This is a genomic window from Novosphingobium sp. Chol11, assembly GCF_900218065.1.
Classification (GTDB): domain Bacteria; phylum Pseudomonadota; class Alphaproteobacteria; order Sphingomonadales; family Sphingomonadaceae; genus Sphingobium; species Sphingobium agri.
In genome coordinates, this window is record NZ_OBMU01000001.1 from 1,153,256 (window position 1) to 1,173,365 (window position 20,110).

Consider the following 20,110-nt stretch of genomic DNA (forward strand, 5'->3'; position numbering starts at 1 on the left):
GCGGGAGGTCAAGGAGTTCGTCCGTTAATAGCCGCCCGCAGCGTCACGACGTCAGACGTTGAAGCGGAACAGCATGATGTCGCCGTCCTGGGTTACATAATCCTTGCCTTCGGACCGCCACTTGCCCGCTTCCTTGGCTCCAGCCTCGCCATTGAACTGGACATAGTCGGCATAGGCCATGGTTTCGGCGCGGATGAAGCCTTTTTCAAAGTCGGTATGGATTGCGCCGGCCGCTTGTGGAGCCTTCGATCCCTTTGCGACCGTCCAGGCGCGCGCTTCCTTCGGGCCAACGGTGAAGAAGGTGATGAGGCCCAGCAATTCATAACCCGCGCGGATAATGCGGGCGAGGCCTGCTTCGGTCAGGCCCAGAGCTTCCAGATATTCGGCACGCTCTTCAACCGGCATGGTGATAAGTTCGGCTTCGATCGCAGCGGATACGATCACTGCCTTCGCGCCTTCGGCCGCTGCCTTTTCGAACACGCGAGCGGAGTGCGCATTACCCTCTGCAGCTGCCTCTTCCTCGACATTGCAGACATAAAGAACGGGCTTGGCGGTCAGCAACTGGGCTTGCTGGAAAATGCGAGCTTCCTCGTCATCGCCGGGTTGCGTCAGCCGCGCGGGCTTGCCGTCGCGCAGCAGGTCCAGCGCCTTGCCCAATACCGACGCCGCCGCCTTGGCTTCCTTGTCTCCCTGCGCCGCCTTCTTGGCGAAGTTCGGGACACGCTTTTCCAGGCTTTCCAGGTCAGCCAGCATCAATTCGGTCTCGACCGTCTCCGCATCGGCGATGGGATCGACCTTGCCTTCGACGTGGGTGATGTCGCCATCTTCAAAACAGCGCAGCACATGGACGATGGCGTCCGTTTCGCGGATGTTGGCGAGAAACTGATTGCCAAGTCCTTCACCCTTGGACGCGCCTCGCACCAGGCCTGCAATGTCAACGAAGGACAGCTGCGTTTCGATGATCTTGGCGCTGCCGCCGATCTTGGCGATGGTCTGGAGCCGGTCGTCGGGTACGGCCACGCGGCCTTCATTGGGCTCGATCGTGCAGAAGGGATAGTTCGCCGCCTGCGCAGCCTGCGTTTCGGTCAGCGCATTGAAAAGGGTGGACTTGCCCACATTGGGAAGCCCGACGATACCGCAACGAAAACCCATGGACCTGCCTTCACGTCAAAATGATGGCCGGGCCGATAGCCTGTTCCGCGTCCGAAGGCCAGCCTGTGCTCAGCGCCGGAAGAAGAGCGTCACGGATGCGACGTGATTCACGCGCTCGTTCCCGCCCCGCTGGTTGATCAGTTGATTGAGATAGCCGATCTCGGCGGTGGATTTGCCCATCAGCTTGACCTCCGCCCCGACGAAGCTGCGCAATTGGTCGAAGCCCGCCCGTTGCCCCCAATTCGTGCTGTTGAGCGCTGCGAATCCCTCGGCGTAGACCAGTGCATTGACCGCTTGGCTGCCGGGCTTCAGCGGCTTTTCATAACGTAGCATTTCCCGCAGCCGCCATCCCATGCCGCTGCCGTCCGAACGCCAGCGCTGCTCCAGCCGCGTTCGGGACGAAAATTCGCCACCCCTCGGCTTGCCGATCGTCCAGCTGATCTGCTGGAAGCTGCGCTCTTCATTAACGTCGCGCCCGCCCTGCGACGGCAGGACGATGTTCCCGTAGCCCTGATAGATGGACAACTCGGGCGACAGCTTCCACCCCACCGCGCCTCGGAGGATGGTCTGGTCGGCTTGCGACGCGCCATTGCCGAAGCGGGGCTGAATTTCGGCGAAATAGATGAGCTTTCCGCTCACCGGACCCATCGCTGTCAGGTTGAGCCAGACCTGCTCATCTTCGGCTGTCGCGGCATGTGCAGCAGCGTCGGTCAAAAGGGTCGAGGCACTCAAGAGAGCGCCGAAAAAATGAACAGCAGGGCGAGGTCGGAACATGGGGCGTCCCTAGTCTCTCGCCCTTGCCATCCGATTTCCTTCCGGTGACTTTTTATGTCCGTCAGGTAATCACGCTCGGCTGCTCCATGCCGGTGAAGCCGGTGATATCCGCGATTTCTCGCGCCGCGCGCACCAGTGGCGCCAGCGCATCTTCGGTTTCCATGTCGAGCTTGCCGTGGCGGTCCACATAGCGCTCGATATAGACGCGCAGTGTCGCGCCTTCGGTGCCGGTCCCCGACAGCCGGAATACGACGCGCGATCCATCCTCGAACAGGATGCGAATGCCCTGGTTCCTGCTGACCGACTGATCGGTCGGATCGCTATAGGCGAAATCATCCGCACTCTGCACCGTGCCGCCGCTGTTCGCCGTGCCGGGGAGGGCAGTCAGCCTGTCGCGAAGTGCAGCCATCAGTGCGTCCGCACGATCCTTGGCGATGGCTTCATAATCGTGCCGCGCATAATAGTTGCGGCCGTAAGTCGCCCAATGCGTCTGCATGATCTCCGCCACGCTTTGCCTGCGCGACGCCAGGATGTTGAGCCACAGCAGCACCGCCCAGATGCCGTCCTTCTCGCGTACATGGTCGGAGCCTGTTCCCGCGCTTTCCTCGCCGCAGATGGTCGCCATGCCCGCGTCCAGCAGGTTGCCGAAGAATTTCCAGCCTGTCGGGGTTTCATACAGCGGGATGCCCAGCTTTTCCGCCACGCGATCCGCTGCGCCGCTGGTGGGCATCGATCGCGCAATGCCCGTGAGGCCCTTTGCGTAGCCGGGCGCGAGATGGGCATTCGCAGCCAGCACCGCTAGCGAGTCCGAAGGCGTCACATAACAATTGCGGCCGATGATCAGGTTCCTGTCCCCATCGCCATCCGATGCTGCGCCGAAGTCGGGCGCGGCGTCACCCATCATGCGGTCATAGAGTTCTTTTGCATGGACGAGGTTGGGGTCGGGATGGTGATGGCCGAAGTCGGGAAGGGGTGTGCCGTTGCGCACGGTTCCCGATTGCGCGCCCAAACGCCGCTCGAAAATCTCTTTCGCGTACGGGCCGGTGACCGCGCTCATCGCGTCGAAGGAGAGGGTGAAGCCTTCGGCAATCATCTCGCGAATGGCCGGGAAGTCGAACAGTTGCTCCATCAGGTCGGCATAGGCGGCGACCGGATCGACGATCTCGACCGTCATCCCGGCCAGTTCACGCGTTCCCAGCGTGTCTATGTCGATGTCGCCGGCATCGACGATGCGATAGCTGTCGATCGAGAGCGTCCGCGCGTGGATGGCGTCAGTCACTTTCTCCGGCGCGGGGCCGCCATTACCTACATTATATTTGATGCCAAAATCCTCGTCCGGCCCGCCTGGATTATGGCTGGCCGAAAGCACAAGGCCACCGAATGCACCTGAGGAGCGGATGAGGTGCGATGCCGCGGGCGTGGACAATATGCCGCCTTGGCCGACGAGCACTCGACCGAAGCCATTGGCGGCCGCCATCTTGAGCACGACCTGGATGACCTCGCGGTTGAAGTATCGTCCGTCACCACCGACGACCAACGTCTGGCCTTCGAAGCCGGAGAGGCTGTCGAACACCGACTGCACGAAATTGGCTGCATAATGCGGCTGTTGAAAAACGCGGACCTTCTTGCGCAAGCCGGACGTGCCCGGCTTCTGGTCATTGAAAGGCTTGATGGCGACGATCTGGATCACCTGTATCCTCTTGAGAAGTGGAAGGTCAGGTATCCTCTATGGCGCTTGGATGCTGCGTTGCGCAATGCGTCGCCCAGATTTCACCGTGCGGGCAGGGCGGCGGGCCGTGGACTCATAACTTTCCCCGCAGTCTCTGCTGATCAGTCCGCGAGCCTTAGCGCAACCTCATTCATGAAGCGGGCGTCATCGCCCTTCGCCAGCCACTCTGCCTCCGCGCCGATCGCTCCCAGCATATCGGCCAGTGCGTCCATCTCGCTCTTGTGATAATTGCCCAGCACATAGCCATGCACCCGGTCCTTGTGCCCCGGATGGCCAATGCCGATCCGCACGCGCCGGAAATCCGCGCCGATGTGCGCGTCCGTCGACCGCAGGCCATTATGCCCAGCATTGCCACCGCCGCGCTTCACCTTCACCTTCATCGGCGCGAGGTCCAGCTCGTCGTGGAAGACGGTCACATCCTGCGGCGTCAGTTTGTAGAAGCGCATGGCCTCCCCGACTGAACGGCCGCTTTCGTTCATGAAGGTGGCGGGCTTCAGCAGGACGATCTTCTCTGTTCCGATGCGGCCTTCCTGCACCCAGCCATGAAACTGCTTTTTGGGTGGGGAGAAGCGATACATGTCGGCAATGACGTCAGCCGCCATGAAGCCGACATTGTGCCGGTGCATCGCATATTGGGTGCCCGGATTGCCGAGGCCTGCCCAGATCTGCATCCGTATCTCCCAGCCTGTATAACAACAAAGCCCCGTTCGCTCTGAGCTTGTCCAAGGGCTCGCCTGAACGAAATGAAGGCATTCTTCGCTTCGTTCAGTTGAGGCTTCGGCTTCGCTCAGCCCGAACGGGGCTGCTTTAGTCGTAACGGAAGAAGGCTTATTCGCCTTCCGCCGGAGTCTCGTTGTCACCCTCGGCGCTCTTCAGGGCAGACGGAGCAACGATGGTCGCGACGGTGAAGTCGGTTTCATCATGCGCAGCCTTGGCGCCACGGGGCAGCTTCACAGCGCCGATGTGGATCGATTCACCGACGTCGAGACCCTTGAGGTCCACGACTACGTCGTCGGGGATTTCGGCCGCATCGACAATCAGTTCGATGTCATGCGCGACGATGTTGAGAACGCCGCCCTTCTTGAGGCCAGGCGAAGCGTCTTCATTTTCGAAGCGCACCGGCACGTTGACGTGGACGGTGGCATGTTCCGAAACGCGCAGGAAGTCGGCGTGCAGCGGACGGTCGGTCACGGGATGGAAAGCGACGTCCTTGGCAAGGGTACGAACCTTGTTGCCGCCGACTTCCACAAAAACGACCGAATTGAAGAAGTGGCCGGTGCCGAGCAGCTTGTTGAGGAGCTTTTCCTCGACGTGGATCGACTGGGGTTCTTCGTTGTTACCATAGATGACGGCGGGTACGCGGCCCTCACGGCGGAGAGCGCGGGAGGCTCCCTTGCCTGCCCGATCGCGTGCCTCGGCCGACAGCGTAAGCTGCTCGCTCATTGCGTGTCTCCAAAAGCTGATATGTCAAAACCTCCCGCAACGCCTCCAGGGATGACCATCACGGGAAGGCGGCCCTGTAGCAGAAAAGCGGGCAATGGCAAGGGCGCGGCGTTATTGCACCCGTGTCATCCTGTATCCGCGCTCTTCCAGCAAGCTGATGAGATTGTCCCGCCCGGTCAGATGTCCGGTGCCGACCGCTATGAACGGCCGGCCCCTCAATTGGGCGATCGCAACGCTCCAGTCCCGGTTGCGCGCGACGAGCACGGCTTGCTCAACAGCTGGATCGGGCCGCTCTCCGACTTGCTCCTCGCGCGCAATCGCGGCCATGTCGCCCTTCAGCCAGGCTTTCAGGATCCGCTCGTAAAGCGCCTTCATGTCCTCCGCTTCCGCCACCGTTTGCGTCAGAAGTCGCCGCTGCGATGCTTCCGGCAAGGTATCGAAAGCACCGAACTGCCGCGCGACCGTCTCCAGTCCGTTGATCGGCTTGCCCGTATCCCGGAACGCCTCGATCAACACGGTCTCCACCCCTGCGCTGGCGCTTAGATGGAGGGATTGCTGTGCCGCCGCCGACAAGAGCATGGCCGCCGCCCAGCTTTCATAGCCCGACATGAGCCGCAAGTCGGCCCCGCCATCATCAGCGACCCGCCGCAATTCGGCCTGCTCGGACGCAGGCACCCGGGCCTCGAGCGGCGGGAGGCCGGGACTGCGACCCATCTTCTCGAACAAGGCCCTGGTTCGCTGCGAGTCCTGTATCTCGGCGGATTCCAGCACCAGCCGGTCGGCATCCCCGATCGCGCGGTCTATGTCACCGGTCCGCCAATCGACACCGCGAGGCAACACATGGATCGTGCCGAACAGCCAGCCATCCAGCCCATGCCCCTGCACCTGCAACAGCGCAGGCCCGTCTTCAACCGGCGGCGGGCCCTGCTCCCGTCCGCAAGCCGCCACGAGCAGCAGCACGCATAAACCCAGCCATCGCAGCCAGCTCACTCAACAACCCTGACCGAAGCCACGCCCAGATCCTTGAGCTGGTCCTGCACGCTGCCCTTGCCCGCCAGATGCCCGGCGCCCACGGCAATGAAGACGGTTCCGGGCTGCGCCAGCCGCTCCTTGATCCACTTGGCCCAACTGCCATTCCGCTGGATCAGCAGCACCTGCGCCAGCTCCGGCGTGGCCTCCAGCGATTCATTCATCTCTGCTGCCAACTTGGCGGGATCGCCCTCCTGCCAATGCGCGATCAGCCGGGAAAATTCCTTATCCATCTCCGGCAACCCGTCGACGGTTGCGGTCAGGAACTTGACCTGACTGACCATCGGTAGTCCGGCGAAGTAGCCAAGCTGCTGTTCTATCGTCTCCAGCGCGCCGACCTTCTTGCCCGCAGCCTTGGCCGCTGCTGTCAGGATCTTCTCGGCGCCCAGATCGGCTTCGTAGCCCAGCTTCTCAAGAGGCTTCACCGCCAGCGCCATCCCGGCCATCCAGGGATTGAATGGCTCGAACATCTGCCAGGGCAATCCGTTCGCCGCCATCGCTGCCTGATATTTCCCGCGCATAGCCGGGGCGAGCCGATCCGACAGCTTCACGCCGTCGCGCGCCAGACCCTTGTGCGCCATGGCGGCGGCCATCGCCTGCGGATCGTCTGGCTCGACAATCTCCAAAATCAGCTCGTCAGAGCCGTCGAATGCCCGCTTCACGCCGCCCTTGAACCACTCCGTCCGTGGTTTCAGTACATGGACAGTGCCGAACAGATAGATGGTCGTGTCCTCGTCCCGCACCTGCCACAGCGCAGGCGTCACATAGCCGGACTTCGCAATCGGCGGGCGCGCCGTGGCTTGCTGCTCCTGCGCGCAGCCACTCAACATCAACAGGCCCGCCGCCACCAGGCGGGAAAGCGACCATCTCATACCGCGCATCGATCCATCATCATCAGCAAACTTCGCATCCATGCGGGGCAGGGGGGATTTGGGCAAGCGGATTAGTGCCTGCCTAGCCGCTTTTCCTTGACCCTAAAGCCCTCCTGCGCCAAGGCGCGCGCGATCAAACCGTCATTTTCGCAAGGGACCGTCCGTGGCGACAGGCAAGCCGCTTTCCTTTCAGGACCTGATCCTCACCCTGCATGCCTATTGGGGCCGCCAGGGCTGCGTGATCCTGCAACCCTATGACATGGAAGTCGGCGCGGGCACCTTTCACCCTGCCACCACCTTGCGCAGCCTCGGTCCGGACGCCTGGAACGCTGCCTATGTGCAGCCCAGCCGCCGCCCGACCGATGGCCGCTATGGCGAAAATCCCAATCGCCTCCAGCATTATTACCAATATCAGGTCATCATGAAGCCGTCCCCGGCGAACCTTCAGGAGCTTTATCTGGGCTCGCTGGTGGAGATCGGCATCGATCCGCTCGTCCACGACATCCGCTTTGTCGAGGACGATTGGGAAAGCCCGACGCTCGGCGCCTGGGGCCTGGGCTGGGAAGTCTGGTGTGACGGCATGGAAGTCACCCAGTTCACCTATTTCCAGCAGATGGGCGGCTTCGATTGCAAGCCTGTCGCGGGCGAGCTGACCTACGGCCTCGAACGCCTCGCCATGTATATTCAGGGCGTCGACAGTGTCTATGATCTGAAGTTCAACGACGCGGGCGTGACCTATGGCGACGTCTTCCTTGCCAATGAACAACAGATGTCGAAATGGAATTTCGAGATCGCCGACACCGAAAAGCTGTTCCGCTGGTTCAAGGATGCCGAAGCCGAGTGCAAGGCGTCGCTGGAAGCAGGCGTCCCGCTCGCCGCCTATGATCAGGCGATCAAGGCAAGCCATGTCTTCAACCTGCTCCAGGCGCGCGGCGTCATCTCCGTCCAGGAACGCGCCAGCTACATCGGCCGCGTCCGCGACCTCGCCAAGGGTTCGTGTGAGAAGTGGATGGAAGTAAACGGGTGGGCCGCGTGATGACCGATTTCCTCCTTGAACTTCGCTGCGAAGAAATCCCGGCCCGGATGCAGATCAAGGCATCGGAAGACCTCGCCCGCCTCTTCACCGATGAGTTGGCAAAAGCTGGCCTGAAGTCGCAATCCATCGACAGCTTCGTCACGCCGCGCCGCCTCGCCCTGGTCGCGCGCAGCCTGCCCCTTGAGACAGCGGCCGTCAGCGAGGAGTTCAAAGGCCCCCGCACCAGCGCTCCCGCGCAGGCGCTGGAAGGCTTTCTCCGCAAGACCGGCCTCACCCAGGACCAGCTTGAGGACCGCGAGGGCGTCTGGTTCGCGACCGTCAACAAGCCCGGCCGCGCGACGGCGGAAGTGCTGGCGCAAGCCGTGCCCGCCATCGTCCGTGCTTTCCCTTGGCCCAAATCCATGCGTTGGGGCACCGCTTCGCAGACGACGGAGAGCCTGCGCTGGGTCCGTCCGCTGCAAGGCATCGTCGCCATCCTCGGCGAGGATTTGGTCGACATTGAGATTGAAGGCATCAGGTCGAGCTACGCCACGCTTGGCCATCGCTTCCATCATCCCGGCGAAATCACCATCGGCGGCGCGCACGACTATGTCGAAAAACTTCGCGCCTGCCATGTGATCGTCAGGCATCAGGAACGCCAGGCGATCATCGAGGCAAAGGCGAACGAAGCCGCCGCCGCGAAGGGATATATAGTGATCGAGGACAAGGGCCTCGTTGCAGAAAATGCCGGGCTAACCGAATGGCCTGTCCCGCTGCTAGGCGATTTCGACCCGGCCTTCCTTGATGTCCCGCCTGAGGTCATTCAGCTAACCCTCCGGATAAACCAGAAATATTTCGTCCTGCGCGACGGTGCAGGAAAGCTTGCTCCGGCCTTCATCTGCACCGCCAATATCGAGGCCAAGGATGGCGGCGAAGCGATTATCGCGGGCAACCGCAAGGTCCTCGCCGCGCGCCTGTCCGACGCCCGTTTCTTCTGGGAACAGGACCGCAAGACCAGCCTCGAAGATCACGCCAAGAAGCTCGAACGCATCACCTTCCACGAAAAGCTCGGCACAGTCGCCGACAAGGTGGAACGCGTAGCCAAGCTGGCCCGCTGGCTGGTAGAAAAAGGCATCATCTCTCCCCTCCCGCAAGCGGGAGGGGCCGGGGGTGGGCAGGCAGCGACGCCCGAGGAACTGGCAAACCTGGCCGAACAAGCCGCCCGCCTCGCCAAGGCCGACCTCGTCACCGAAATGGTCGGAGAGTTCCCCGAACTCCAAGGCATCATGGGCGGCTACTACGCCCGCGCCGAAGGTCTGCCTGACGCCGTCGCCGATGCGATCCGCGATCACTACAAGCCGGTCGGGCAGGGTGATGAGGTGCCCACTGCGCCGGTAACGGTGGCAGTGTCGCTGGCGGACAAATTGGATACACTGCGCTCTTTCTTCGGCATCGAGGAAAAGCCAACTGGCTCGCGTGATCCGTTTGCGCTACGCCGGGCGGCGCTGGGCGTTATCCAGATTGTGACCACCAACAACCTGCGCTTTGCTGTTGCGGAAGGTGACCTCCTCGACTTCTTCGCCGACCGCCTAAAAGTCCAGCAAAAGGAAGCAGGCGTCCGCCACGACCTGATCGACGCCGTGTTCGCGCTCGGCGGCGAGGACGACCTCGTCCGCCTGCTTGCCCGCGTGAAGGCGCTCCAATCCTTCGTCGCCACCGATGACGGCACCAACCTCCTCGCCGGATACAAGCGCGCCGCCAATATCCTGAAGAAGGAAGAACCCACTCGCTCCGTCATGCCAGCGGAAGCTGGCATCTCAGGCGGGTCGAGCGAAGCTGAGACCCCAGCTTCCGCTGGGGTAACGCAATTGACCTACGCCCCCGAACCCGCTGAAGCCGAGCTAATCGCCGCTCTTGATGCGGCCGAGCCGCGCGCAAGCGCTGCTGTGCAGGCGGAGGACTTTGAAGGCGCCATGGCCGCGCTCGCCAGCCTGCGCGCGCCGATTGACGCCTTCTTCGACAAAGTGACCGTGAACGACGCTGACCCGGCCAAACGCTTGGCGCGTCTCGCGCTGCTCGCGCGGGTGCGGGACGCTGTGCATGCGGTCGCTGATTTCTCGAAAATTGCAGGGTAATTCGTAAGAACCGGGCTGCGAAGCGTCGGAAAAGAATAGAGAAGGCCAAGGATCATCGTAAAAGCGGGTGCGTTCGTCGCCCCGCCTGTTGTAGGAATGTTGCTGCAACGCACAAATACACGGCAATCAGTGCAGGGAGAGCCGGGACTATGTTGAAAATGGAAGAGGCCAGCATGAGCACGACCGCGACGCGTTATGTCTATCGTTTCGGCGGCGGCGTCGATGATGGCGGCAAGGGTGACAAGAATCTCCTCGGCGGCAAGGGCGCCAATCTGGACGGCATGGCCGCCATCGGCCTGCCTGTGCCTCCCGGCTTCACGATCACGACCGAAATGTGCACTCGCTATTATCAGGATGGCGGCATGTTCCCGGAGAGCCTGAAGGCGGAAGTCGCGAACGGCATCGCCCATATCGAGGGGGTCACGGGCAAGAAGTTCGGCGACGCGGCCGACCCGCTGCTCGTCTCCGTCCGGTCCGGCGCGCGCATTTCCATGCCCGGCATGATGGACACGGTCCTCAACCTCGGTCTCAACGATGAAACCGTCCTCGGCCTTGCCGCCGCGTCGGGTGACGAGCGTTTCGCCTGGGACAGCTATCGCCGTTTCATCCAGATGTACTCTGACGTGGTGCTGGAACTCGACCATGGCGCGTTTGAGGAAGCCCTTGAGATCGCCAAGGAAGATCAGGGCTACACGCTCGACACGGAAATGACCGCCGACAACTGGAAGGCGCTCGTTGCTGAATATAAAGGCCTTGTTTCAAAGCTCTGGAACAAGCCCTTCCCGCAGGATGTGAACGACCAGCTGTGGGGCGCAATCAGCGCCGTATTCGGCAGCTGGCAGGCCGACCGAGCGAAGGTCTATCGCCGCCTGAACTCGATCCCCCATGACTGGGGCACCGCCGTAAACGTGCAGGCGATGGTGTTCGGCAACATGGGTGACACATCGGCCACCGGCGTTGCCTTCACCCGCGACCCCGCGACTGGCGAGAACGCCTATTATGGCGAGTACCTCATCAACGCGCAGGGCGAGGACGTCGTCGCGGGCATTCGCACGCCGCAATATCTCACACGCCAGGCGCGCGAGCGGGCAGGGGCCAAGCCGCTGTCGATGGAAGAGGCGATGCCGGAAACCTACGCCGAACTGGCGCGGGTGTTTCAGATCCTCGAAACCCATTATCGCGACATGCAGGACATCGAGTTCACGGTGCAGCAGGGCAAGCTCTGGATGCTCCAGACCCGCTCCGGCAAGCGCACTGCCAAGGCCGCACTCAAGATCGCCGTCGACATGGCGACGGAGGGTCTGATCAGCAAGGAGGAAGCCGTCGCCCGCGTCGATCCGGCCGCACTAGACCAGCTTCTGCACCCCACGCTCGATCCCAAAGCGCCCCGCGATGTGCTGACAAAGGGCCTCCCGGCGTCTCCGGGCGCGGCTTCTGGCGCGATCGTATTCGATGCCGATACGGCCGAGCGCCGCAACGAGCTGGGCGATTCCGTCATTCTCGTCCGCGTCGAAACCAGCCCCGAAGACATTCACGGCATGCACGCCGCAAAGGGCATCCTGACCGCGCGTGGCGGCATGACGTCACACGCGGCGGTGGTGGCGCGCGGCATGGGCCGTCCTTGCGTGTCCGGCGCTGGTAGCCTGTCGATCGACAACGCCGCCAAGACGCTGCGCATCGAAGGGCGCACGCTCAAGGAAGGCGACATCCTCACCATCGACGGTTCGACTGGCGAGGTGATGGCGGGTGAAGTGCCGACGGTGCAGCCCGAACTGGCTGGCGACTTCGGCACGCTGATGGGCTGGGCCGACAAGGTCCGCCGCCTGAAGGTTCGCGCCAATGCCGAAACCCCGCTCGACTGCCAGACCGCGCGTGATTTCGGCGCGGAGGGCGTCGGCCTCTGCCGTACCGAACATATGTTCTTCGACGCCGCCCGCATCACTGCGGTCCGCGAGATGATCCTGGCGGATACCGAGAAGGGCCGCCGCGCCGCGCTCGAAAAGCTGCTGCCCGAGCAGCGGGACGATTTCGCGCAGATCTTCATGGTGATGGCCGGTCTGCCCGTCACCATCCGCCTGCTCGACCCGCCGCTGCACGAATTCCTGCCTCATGGCGAGGCGGAGTTCGAGGAAGTGGCCAAGGCAGCGGGCGTCGGCGTGGATGCGCTGAAGCGCCGCGCCGCCGAACTGCATGAGTTCAACCCCATGCTCGGCCATCGCGGTTGCCGCCTCGGCGTCACTTACCCCGAAATCTACGAAATGCAGGCCCGCGCCATCTTCGAAGCCGCGCTTCTCATCAAGCAGCGCAGCGGCGAAGCGCCGATCCCGGAAATCATGATCCCGCTTGTCGCGACAAGGAAGGAACTGGAGCTGATGAAGGCGATCGTCGATCGCGTCGCCAGTGAAGTCTTCGCGGAGCAGGGCGCCTCGGTCGAATATCTCGTCGGCACCATGATCGAACTGCCGCGCGCTGCGCTGAAGGCAGGCGAGATCGCCGAAGTGGGCGAGTTCTTCTCCTTCGGCACCAATGACCTCACGCAAACGACGATTGGCATCAGCCGTGACGACGCGGGCCGCTTCCTGACGCAATATGTCGACAAGGGCATCTTCGCCCGCGATCCATTCGTCAGCATCGATGTGGAGGGCGTAGGCCAACTGATCGAGTTGGCGGCCGAGCGTGGTCGCGCGACCCGTCCGGGGATCAAGCTCGGCATCTGCGGTGAACATGGCGGCGATCCCGCCTCGATCGCCTTCTGCGAGGCTACCGGCCTCGACTATGTTTCGGCCTCACCTTACCGCGTCCCGATCGCCCGGCTCGCCGCTGCGCAGGCCGCGCTGGCGAAGAAGTAGCGCAAACCCATCAACCCCCTCCCGTACGCGGGAGGGGTTAGAGGGCATTCACCTTATGTCTCCAAATAGCGCCGCTCATGCTCGCGGACCTTGCCGGTTTCGAGCAGCCGCGCCTGCGTGCGCCATTCCTCGCGCGCGATCGTTCCCGGTTCCCGCCCCAGCCGTGCCTCCAACGCCGCTTGCTGCTCGTCACTGATCGCGCCAAGCTGGTCATAACGATGATAGCCCGCCTCATGCAGTGCGGCCGCATCTGCCGCTGAAATCCCTCTGACCCGTGTCAGATCATCCCGATCAGAGCGATCATGCCCAACGCCGGGAGGAACAGCCGCCACCCGCGCATCCCGTTCCTTTAACGTCTGCCGGTGCGCGATCTGCTCGTCCCGCCACAGCCGCTTATATTTGCCGCGTCCGCTCATCATCAGGCCCAGCACAAGCCCAACGAGCAGTGCGATGACCAGCAATATGATTTCGTTCAAAGTGAAAGCCATGCCTCGCCTCCTTCCCCCAATCCGCAACGAGCAAATGCCGGGAAAAGTTGCGCCTGCGAAACTGCGACGGCAGCCCCGTAAAAAAAAGTGAAAAAGGGGCTTGCCCAATCATCCGCCCCCCTCTATCTGCCGCTCCACAACGCGCCCGTAGCTCAGCTGGATAGAGCATCAGACTACGAATCTGAGGGTCGGACGTTCGAATCGTTCCGGGCGCGCCATTTTCTTTTCCCAAGAAAATCAGCAGCATGTAAGATGATCATAGGTGATTGTCTTAGCTGTTCAGGCGCGACTGTGCCGGTCGGAAGTCCAACAAATATCCGCCCGTTAGTAACAGGGGAAGCCACACGGCTGAACGGTGGGCGAGCTTGCCGACAAGCCGCATCATTTCCCACAGCAACCCGTCCGCGTCAGCCTTTCGTCGCCATCTCGATCATCGCATCGATGTCAGCATGCAGCTCCAACTGCCCGGCAATGTCATCGAGCGCCTGTTCCACCGACGCGGCATAATCCACCGCTCCGGATTTCACGCCCAACGACGCCAGCAACCCAGCACGCGCTTCCGTGCTGGCAAAGAGGCCGTGCACATAGGTGCCGCAAATGCGGCCGTCCGCACTGACAGCTCCATCCGTCCGGCCATCGGCCAGTCGCGCAAAATGCCGCGCGCGATCGGGGCCGTCGGTCAGGCCGACATGCATCTCATATCCCGTGAAGCTTTGCCCCCACGCCGTGCCCGCCACCCGCTCCAGCGACTTATCGCCCATCAACCGTGTGTCCACATCAAGCAGGCCCAGCCCCTCGATCCTTTCCGGTTCCCCCTCGATGCCGTGAGGATCTGAGATGCTGCGGCCAAGCATCTGATACCCTCCGCAAATGCCCAAAATGGGCCTGCCGCGCCGATGATGCGACAGGATGTCGATGTCCCATCCCTCCGCCCGCAACGCGCGCAGGTCGGCGATGGTCGCCTTCGAACCCGGCAGAATGATCAGGCTGGCCTGGGCGGGGATCGGTTGCCCCGGCGGCACCATGACAAGCTCCACGTCAGGCTCGAGCTTGAACGGATCGAGATCATCGAAATTCGCGATGCGGGGCAGGACAGGGCAGGCAATCACCGTCCCCCTGGCGCCACGATCGATATTCCTCTCCAGCACCACGGCGTCTTCGCTGGGCAGCCTGGCAGTGGCCGATAGCCAGGGGATCACGCCAAAGCCTCGCCAGCCTGACAATTGCTCGATCTGGCGATAGCCATCCTCGAACAGCGCGGGATCACCACGGAACTTGTTGATCAGAAATCCTCGGATCATCGCAGCATCCGCCGGATCGATAATGGCCTTGGTGCCTGCGATCGCGGCAATGACGCCGCCACGATCTATGTCGCCGACCAGGATGACAGGCACATCCGCGGCCCGCGCGAAGCCCATGTTCGCGATATCACCGGCCCTTAAATTGATTTCGGCGGGCGATCCGGCGCCCTCGACCACGACGATGTCGCATTGCTGCCGGAGCCGCACATAGCTTTCCATCACCGCACCCAAAAGCTCGGCTCGCGCCGTCCGGAAATTCCCAACGCCCAGAGTGCCACGAACCTTGCCATGCACGACCAGTTGCGACGTCCGGTCAGCCTGCGGTTTCAGCAGCACCGGGTTCATGTCGCTATGCGGCTCCATCCCGGCCGCCAGCGCCTGGAGAGCCTGGGCCCTGCCGATTTCTCCGCCATCGGCAGTGACGGCTGCATTATTGGACATGTTCTGCGGCTTGAAAGGACGCACGCTGTAACCACGGCGCACCAGCGCGCGGCACAGCCCCGCAACGAGCACCGACTTGCCGACGTCGGATCCTGTTCCCTGAAGCATGATGGCGGCCATGGCGCGCTCCTGCATGCGGCTCCGCTCCCGGTCAACCGCCGCCTTGCCCCGAAACGCCGTTCAGTAGGTCAGGCGCCGCCGCATCTCGACGGCATCGATGATCATCCCCCCGGCCATGAATACCGATCCGGTGCATGCCAGGGCAAGCAATTGGCCGCCGAAACCTGGATATTGCCCCATATAGACGATGCCGCGCTCCGTAGCGCCCAGTGCAAGCGCATAGATGACCAGAAATGCCTCGAACTTCGTCTTTATCGTGAAAAGGCGCTTGATCCGGTTCATCATTCCACTCGAGCTGCGACTAGCTCTAAGGAATTAAGTCGCCCGAAAGTTGCAAATGGTCAACAAGCATTAACCACGATTGTTCGATCTGCGCGATCAGGCGGGTGTCGGCAAGATCAGTGGCGATGATCTCCTCAGGCCAACTACGCTCGACAATGTTCGCGATGGCGTCGAGCTTGGCTTCGTTCACCAGAAACCGTGGATCGATATTCGCCGGGTCCGCGACGACCCTCAGCCGCAGGCAAGCTGGTCCTCCGCCATTGGCCATGGATTGGCGCACGTCGACGGGGATCAGTTCCCGGATGGGACCATTGCCCGCGACCAGATTTTCCAGCCATGCCCAGACGCTCCTGATGGCCTTTGCTTCGGCGGGCAGGACCAGGGCCATGCCGCCATGGGGCATCGTGACTAGTTGCGCGTTGAAAAGATAGCTTTGGATGGCGTCGATCAGGCTTATCGCCCGTGCTGGCACTTCGATGATCTGCACCGCCGGGAAGAGCGCCCGCAACTGCGTGTAGAAGCGGTCCTTGTCCGCAAAGGCTTGCTCATGGGCGAACAGCAGGCCTTCGTTGGCGACTGCTACCACGTCATTATGGAATGCGCCGGCCGCGATCGCCTCTTGCGACTGCATCACGAACAATGTGCGCGCAGGATCAAGGCCGTGCAGCCGCGCTACCGCCTTGCTGGCTTCGACATGCTGGCGCGCAGGATAGGGGCCACCCGATTGGCCATAGACGAATATTTCAACGCCTTGATCCGAATGCCGGTCACACAGCCGCATATTGTTGGCGGCGCCCTCGTCGCCAAAAGGCGCGGGGATCGGCGGATGCACCGCGAATGCGGACTTGTCGGAAAAGGCGACCTGCAATTGGGTGAGCGTCTGCTGCCACTCATGGCTGCGATGGGGCATGGTCACCAGATTGGCGACCGTCAAATGGGTACGCCCGTCTGCCGTGTCCGGCCCCGGCGACACCGTGGCGGCATTGGCTGCCCACATTGACGACGCGGACATGGCGGCCGCCCGGATATGGGGCTCTGCTTCGCTGATGTTCGTGCCCAGTGCGTTCAGCCAGCGACCGTCCGGCCGCCATTGCGGTACGAAAATGCCTTGGGTCAGGCCGAGGCGAAGGTTCGTGCGCATCTTCTCGATGCCTTGCAGGGCGGCTGCCCGGGGGTAGGATGCCGCTCCTGCATTGTTGGCCGAAGCGAGATTGCCATGGCTCAGGCCCGCATAATTGTGGCTCGGGCCGATCAAGCCGTCGAAGTTGATCTCCCTGACGCTCATGCGCGCGGCACCATCGTGAATGACTGCCCCGGCTCGATCGCCAGCCGTTCAGCGCTTTCCCGGTCGAGTGATACGCCCTCGTTGCTGGCGCGTTTGACGAGGCCGTAGGTGCAGCGAAACTCGGCGCGCTGACCGCAAGCGATCAAATGCTTTTCGCCGCCCCCGTCATGGACTGAACCAAGTGTCACATCCTGCGCATGGGCGATGGTTTGCAGCGAGTTGATCTGTCCGACCATCGTCGGCCCGCCGTCGAAAATGTCGACATAGCCCGGATTGGTGAAGCCCTCCGTCTCCAGCATTCGCATTGCCGCGCGGCCATTGGGATGGGGAAGGCCGATGACGGCACGCGCGCTTTCGTTCAGCATGGCGATGTAGATGGGGGTTTTAGGCATCAGGTCGGCGATGAACTGATTGCCATGGATGGCATTGAATTCGTCCGCTTCCTGAAATGTCATGCCGAAAAAGCGCCCGGCCAGGCCGTCCCAAAATGGTGAGCCGCCCGCTTCATCGATCACGCCACGCAGCTCCGCGATCACTCGTTCTCCGAAGCGCTCGCGATGATTACGGATGTAGAGATAACGGCTGCGGGCGAGGAGGAGGCCAAGACCCTCCGCGCGCTCTCGCGGATGCAGGAACAGGCCGCCTACTTCCGTCGATCCCTCGAGGTCCGTGACGAGCGAGAGCATTTCCGCCCGGAACGTCCGCGAAAGCTCGCGGCTATGCTGGGTCAGGACGCCCAGGCGGTAGGAATAAAAGGGCCAGCTTTGCCCGACCTTGCTGAAAATCTGGCAGGTGCCCCGAACTTGCCCTGTAGTGCAGTTTTCGAGAACCATGAGAATGAGTTCGTCTTCAACCTCCCCACCCTCGCGAGCAAGAGCCAGTTCGGTCCGGACCAGCTTCTCTTCCAACGCCTTCCGGTCAGCGGGCAGGTTCGTAAATCCTCCCCCCGTTTGTTTCGCTAATTCATACAGGGTTTGCAGATCATCCGCCCGCGCCGTCCGCATGACAAAGCTCAAGCCATCACCTCCACCGCCAGGGCTCGATCAGGAAAGGAAAGCGCCCTCATGCACCAGAGCTTATCAAACGAGCCTGCCCGCCTCCACCCTCGCGGTGGCTTTTAGATGAGCGCTTTGAATTCCTGCAGAATGTCCCGGTAGAGCTTGCGCTTGAAAGGAACTATGACGTCGGGAAGCGCTTCCGGCTCGATCCATTTCCATTCCGAAAATTCCGGGTCAGCGGTAGCGATATCAATGTCGCCATCAGTGCCGAGAAAGCGTGCCAGGAACCACGTCTGCCTCTGTCCGCGGAACTTGCCGCCCCACAGCTTCCCGATGAGTTCAGGCGGCAGGTCGTAAAGATGTTCGTCCCGCGCCTTCGCGATGATCTCGACATGATCCGGCCTGATCCCCGTTTCTTCGCCAAGTTCACGAAGCGCGGCTGCTTTTTCCTCTTCCCCGTGGTCGATCCCACCTTGCGGCATTTGCCAAGCCTCCACCTGGCTATCGATCCGCTGGCCGACAAAAACCTTGCCGTCCATGTTGACGAGCATCACGCCGACACAAGGCCGATACCCGAGTTCCGAATCATTTGGCACTGACGCCATATTGTCCCCTGATCAATGTCCTCGCCGCTAACCCTGGGCCGCAGCTTTCTATATTGCCAAGATAATCGGCCGACCTGCGCCCGTCCATGAGCTAAAAAATACAGTGCCGTATCTGGACAGCTTTTCGCGCCGAAATGGTCGAGGGGTTGGAAGCCTCGCCCAGCAATGGCAAAGCTGTGATATGTCCGATCCCGTCATCCTGTGGTTCCGCCAGGACCTCCGCCTCTCCGATCAAGCTGCCTTGGCGCAGGCGGCCAGCGAAGGACCCGTTATCCCGGTCTACATTCTGGACGATGCAACGCCCAAGCAGTGGAAAATGGGAAGCGCGCAACGATGGTGGCTCCACCATAGCCTCAAATCACTGGATGATAGCCTTCGCCGCAAGGGATCCCGTCTTATCTTGCGCAGAGGGAAGAGCGTAGAGGAACTGCAGCGGCTAAGCCGGGAGACGGGCGCTAAACGGGTGCATGCGCTGGCGCACTATGAACCATGGTGGCGCAATGCGGAGAAGGCAGTAGCCCGCGATCTCGACCTTCAATTGCATGGAGGCATGCTACTGCTCCCGCCCGGCAGCATCCGCACATCTGGTGGAAAGCCCTATCAGATATACACTCCTTTTGCCCGCGCCGCGATGCAGCATATGCCGCCTGCGATCGCCAGTCCGGCCCCTGCTGAGATCGCTTCTCCCCATAAGTGGCCTAAAAGTGAGTCCCTCGACGATTGGGACTTGCTTCCCAGCAAACCTGATTGGGCTGTCCATTTCTCTGACGACTGGTCTCCTGGGGAAGCCGGCGCCCGCCAGAATGTTGCGTCGTTCATGGATGAAGCTGACGAGTATGACACGGCACGCAATCTTCCCTCGATCGAAGGCACATCCCGACTTTCCCCCCACCTGCATTTCGGCGAGGTTTCGCCCGCTTATGTGTGGCACCGCATCAGTGATGCAGCGACCAGCGCCACGACCTTCCTCAAGGAACTGCTTTGGCGCGATTATGCGCATACTCAAATTTGGGCATTCCCAGCCTATGGATCACAGAATGCTCGTGCCGGTTTCGACCGGATGCCATGGCGGGATTTGCGCGAAGCAGGCTCCGATCTAGCGGCCTGGAAGCAAGGGCAGACAGGCTATCCGATAGTGGATGCCGGAATGAGGCAGCTTTGGACGACCGGATGGATGCACAACCGAGTCCGCATGATCGCCGCGAGCTTTCTCATCAAACATCTTCTGATCGATTGGCGGCACGGGGCTCAATGGTTTTGGGATACCCTCGTTGACGCAAGCTATGCGAACAACAGCGTGAACTGGCAATGGGTGGCTGGGAGCGGTGTTGACGCAAACCTGTTTTCGCGGATCATGGCGCCATTAACGCAGTCTCCAAAATTCGAGGCGGCGGACTATATCAGGAGGTGGGTGCCTGAACTGGTGCATCTGGATGACAAGGCAATTCATGATCCTGACGCCTTTGAAGCAAGGCCGCGATCCTATCCTCCCAAGCGCGTAGGGCATCGCGAGGCGCGGGAACGTGCGCTTGCCGCATATCGGCGCAGCAGGGCGTGACGACAGTATCCATGAGCGAGCGGCAGAGGTGAGG

At 61.9% G+C, this 20,110-nt stretch carries 17 protein-coding genes and 1 tRNA gene; 5 read left to right on the plus strand and 13 right to left on the minus strand.

Annotated elements, in window-relative coordinates; all coding sequences use genetic code 11:
* Positions 1-51: 51 nt before the first annotated feature.
* The 7 genes from ychF to NCHOL11_RS05815 form a co-directional block, all read right to left on the minus strand.
* Positions 52-1,152 (minus strand): redox-regulated ATPase YchF, encoded by a 1,101-nt coding sequence (gene ychF / locus NCHOL11_RS05785; RefSeq protein WP_097091467.1) that lies wholly within the window; start codon positions 1,150-1,152, stop codon positions 52-54.
* Between the two features lie 69 nt (positions 1,153-1,221).
* Positions 1,222-1,926 carry a DUF2490 domain-containing protein gene (locus NCHOL11_RS05790; protein ID WP_097091468.1) on the minus strand — a complete coding sequence of 235 codons (705 nt, stop codon included), beginning with the start codon at positions 1,924-1,926 and terminating at the stop codon, positions 1,222-1,224.
* Positions 1,927-1,987: 61 nt separating this feature from the next.
* Complete coding sequence (locus NCHOL11_RS05795; protein WP_097091469.1) at positions 1,988-3,616, minus strand: alpha-D-glucose phosphate-specific phosphoglucomutase; 1,629 nt, start codon at positions 3,614-3,616, stop codon at positions 1,988-1,990.
* A 140-nt stretch (positions 3,617-3,756) separates the two neighbouring features.
* Positions 3,757-4,326 (minus strand): aminoacyl-tRNA hydrolase, encoded by a 570-nt coding sequence (pth, locus tag NCHOL11_RS05800; RefSeq protein WP_097091470.1) that lies wholly within the window; start codon positions 4,324-4,326, stop codon positions 3,757-3,759.
* A 157-nt stretch (positions 4,327-4,483) separates the two neighbouring features.
* Positions 4,484-5,098 carry a 50S ribosomal protein L25/general stress protein Ctc gene (locus NCHOL11_RS05805; protein ID WP_097091471.1) on the minus strand — a complete coding sequence of 205 codons (615 nt, stop codon included), beginning with the start codon at positions 5,096-5,098 and terminating at the stop codon, positions 4,484-4,486.
* A gap of 111 nt (positions 5,099-5,209) precedes the next feature.
* Entirely contained in the window at positions 5,210-6,088 is an 879-nt protein-coding gene (locus tag NCHOL11_RS05810) for a TraB/GumN family protein (protein ID WP_097091472.1), read from the minus strand.
* Positions 6,085-6,999 (minus strand): TraB/GumN family protein, encoded by a 915-nt coding sequence (locus tag NCHOL11_RS05815; protein WP_097092757.1) that lies wholly within the window; start codon positions 6,997-6,999, stop codon positions 6,085-6,087. Before NCHOL11_RS05815 ends, NCHOL11_RS05810 begins: the two co-directional genes overlap by 4 nt.
* Before the next feature lie 163 nt (positions 7,000-7,162).
* Here NCHOL11_RS05815 and NCHOL11_RS05820 point away from each other — a divergent pair, with 163 nt between their 5' ends.
* The 3 genes from NCHOL11_RS05820 (at position 7,163) to ppdK (ending at position 12,998) form a co-directional block, all read left to right on the plus strand.
* On the plus strand, positions 7,163-8,035 hold the full coding sequence (locus tag NCHOL11_RS05820) for a glycine--tRNA ligase subunit alpha (RefSeq protein WP_097091473.1): 873 nt from the start codon (positions 7,163-7,165) through the stop codon (positions 8,033-8,035).
* A complete protein-coding gene (gene glyS, locus NCHOL11_RS05825) occupies positions 8,035-10,149 on the plus strand; it encodes a glycine--tRNA ligase subunit beta (RefSeq protein ID WP_097092758.1) in 2,115 nt (704 codons plus the stop codon). The genes NCHOL11_RS05820 and glyS overlap by 1 nt, the downstream gene beginning before the upstream one ends.
* A gap of 149 nt (positions 10,150-10,298) precedes the next feature.
* Positions 10,299-12,998, plus strand: a complete 2,700-nt coding sequence (gene ppdK, locus NCHOL11_RS05830) for a pyruvate, phosphate dikinase (protein WP_097091474.1) — start codon at positions 10,299-10,301, stop codon at positions 12,996-12,998.
* Between the two features lie 53 nt (positions 12,999-13,051).
* Here the strand turns inward: ppdK and NCHOL11_RS05835 are convergent, their stop codons facing one another.
* The gene (locus tag NCHOL11_RS05835; RefSeq protein ID WP_097091475.1) at positions 13,052-13,486 is read right to left on the minus strand and encodes a hypothetical protein; all 435 of its coding nucleotides are present in this window, start codon (positions 13,484-13,486) and stop codon (positions 13,052-13,054) included.
* A gap of 141 nt (positions 13,487-13,627) precedes the next feature.
* Between NCHOL11_RS05835 and NCHOL11_RS05840 the strand changes: the two genes are divergently transcribed.
* A tRNA-Arg gene (locus tag NCHOL11_RS05840) sits at positions 13,628-13,704 on the plus strand.
* Between the two features lie 189 nt (positions 13,705-13,893).
* Here the strand turns inward: NCHOL11_RS05840 and NCHOL11_RS05845 are convergent.
* The 5 genes from NCHOL11_RS05845 to NCHOL11_RS05865 form a co-directional block, all read right to left on the minus strand.
* On the minus strand, positions 13,894-15,348 hold the full coding sequence (locus NCHOL11_RS05845; protein WP_097092759.1) for a cobyric acid synthase: 1,455 nt from the start codon (positions 15,346-15,348) through the stop codon (positions 13,894-13,896).
* A gap of 60 nt (positions 15,349-15,408) precedes the next feature.
* Positions 15,409-15,630 (minus strand): hypothetical protein, encoded by a 222-nt coding sequence (locus NCHOL11_RS05850; protein ID WP_097092760.1) that lies wholly within the window; start codon positions 15,628-15,630, stop codon positions 15,409-15,411.
* A gap of 25 nt (positions 15,631-15,655) precedes the next feature.
* Complete coding sequence (locus NCHOL11_RS05855; protein ID WP_097091476.1) at positions 15,656-16,915, minus strand: N-succinylarginine dihydrolase; 1,260 nt, start codon at positions 16,913-16,915, stop codon at positions 15,656-15,658.
* Positions 16,912-17,931, minus strand: coding sequence for an arginine N-succinyltransferase (locus NCHOL11_RS05860; RefSeq protein WP_176502189.1), 1,020 nt, complete (start codon positions 17,929-17,931; stop codon positions 16,912-16,914). Before NCHOL11_RS05860 ends, NCHOL11_RS05855 begins: the two co-directional genes overlap by 4 nt.
* A 101-nt stretch (positions 17,932-18,032) precedes the next feature.
* Complete coding sequence (locus tag NCHOL11_RS05865) at positions 18,033-18,518, minus strand: RNA pyrophosphohydrolase (RefSeq protein WP_097091478.1); 486 nt, start codon at positions 18,516-18,518, stop codon at positions 18,033-18,035.
* Between the two features lie 181 nt (positions 18,519-18,699).
* Here NCHOL11_RS05865 and NCHOL11_RS05870 point away from each other — a divergent pair, with 181 nt between their 5' ends.
* Positions 18,700-20,076 (plus strand): cryptochrome/photolyase family protein, encoded by a 1,377-nt coding sequence (locus NCHOL11_RS05870; RefSeq protein ID WP_097091479.1) that lies wholly within the window; start codon positions 18,700-18,702, stop codon positions 20,074-20,076.
* Positions 20,077-20,110: the final 34 nt, after the last annotated feature.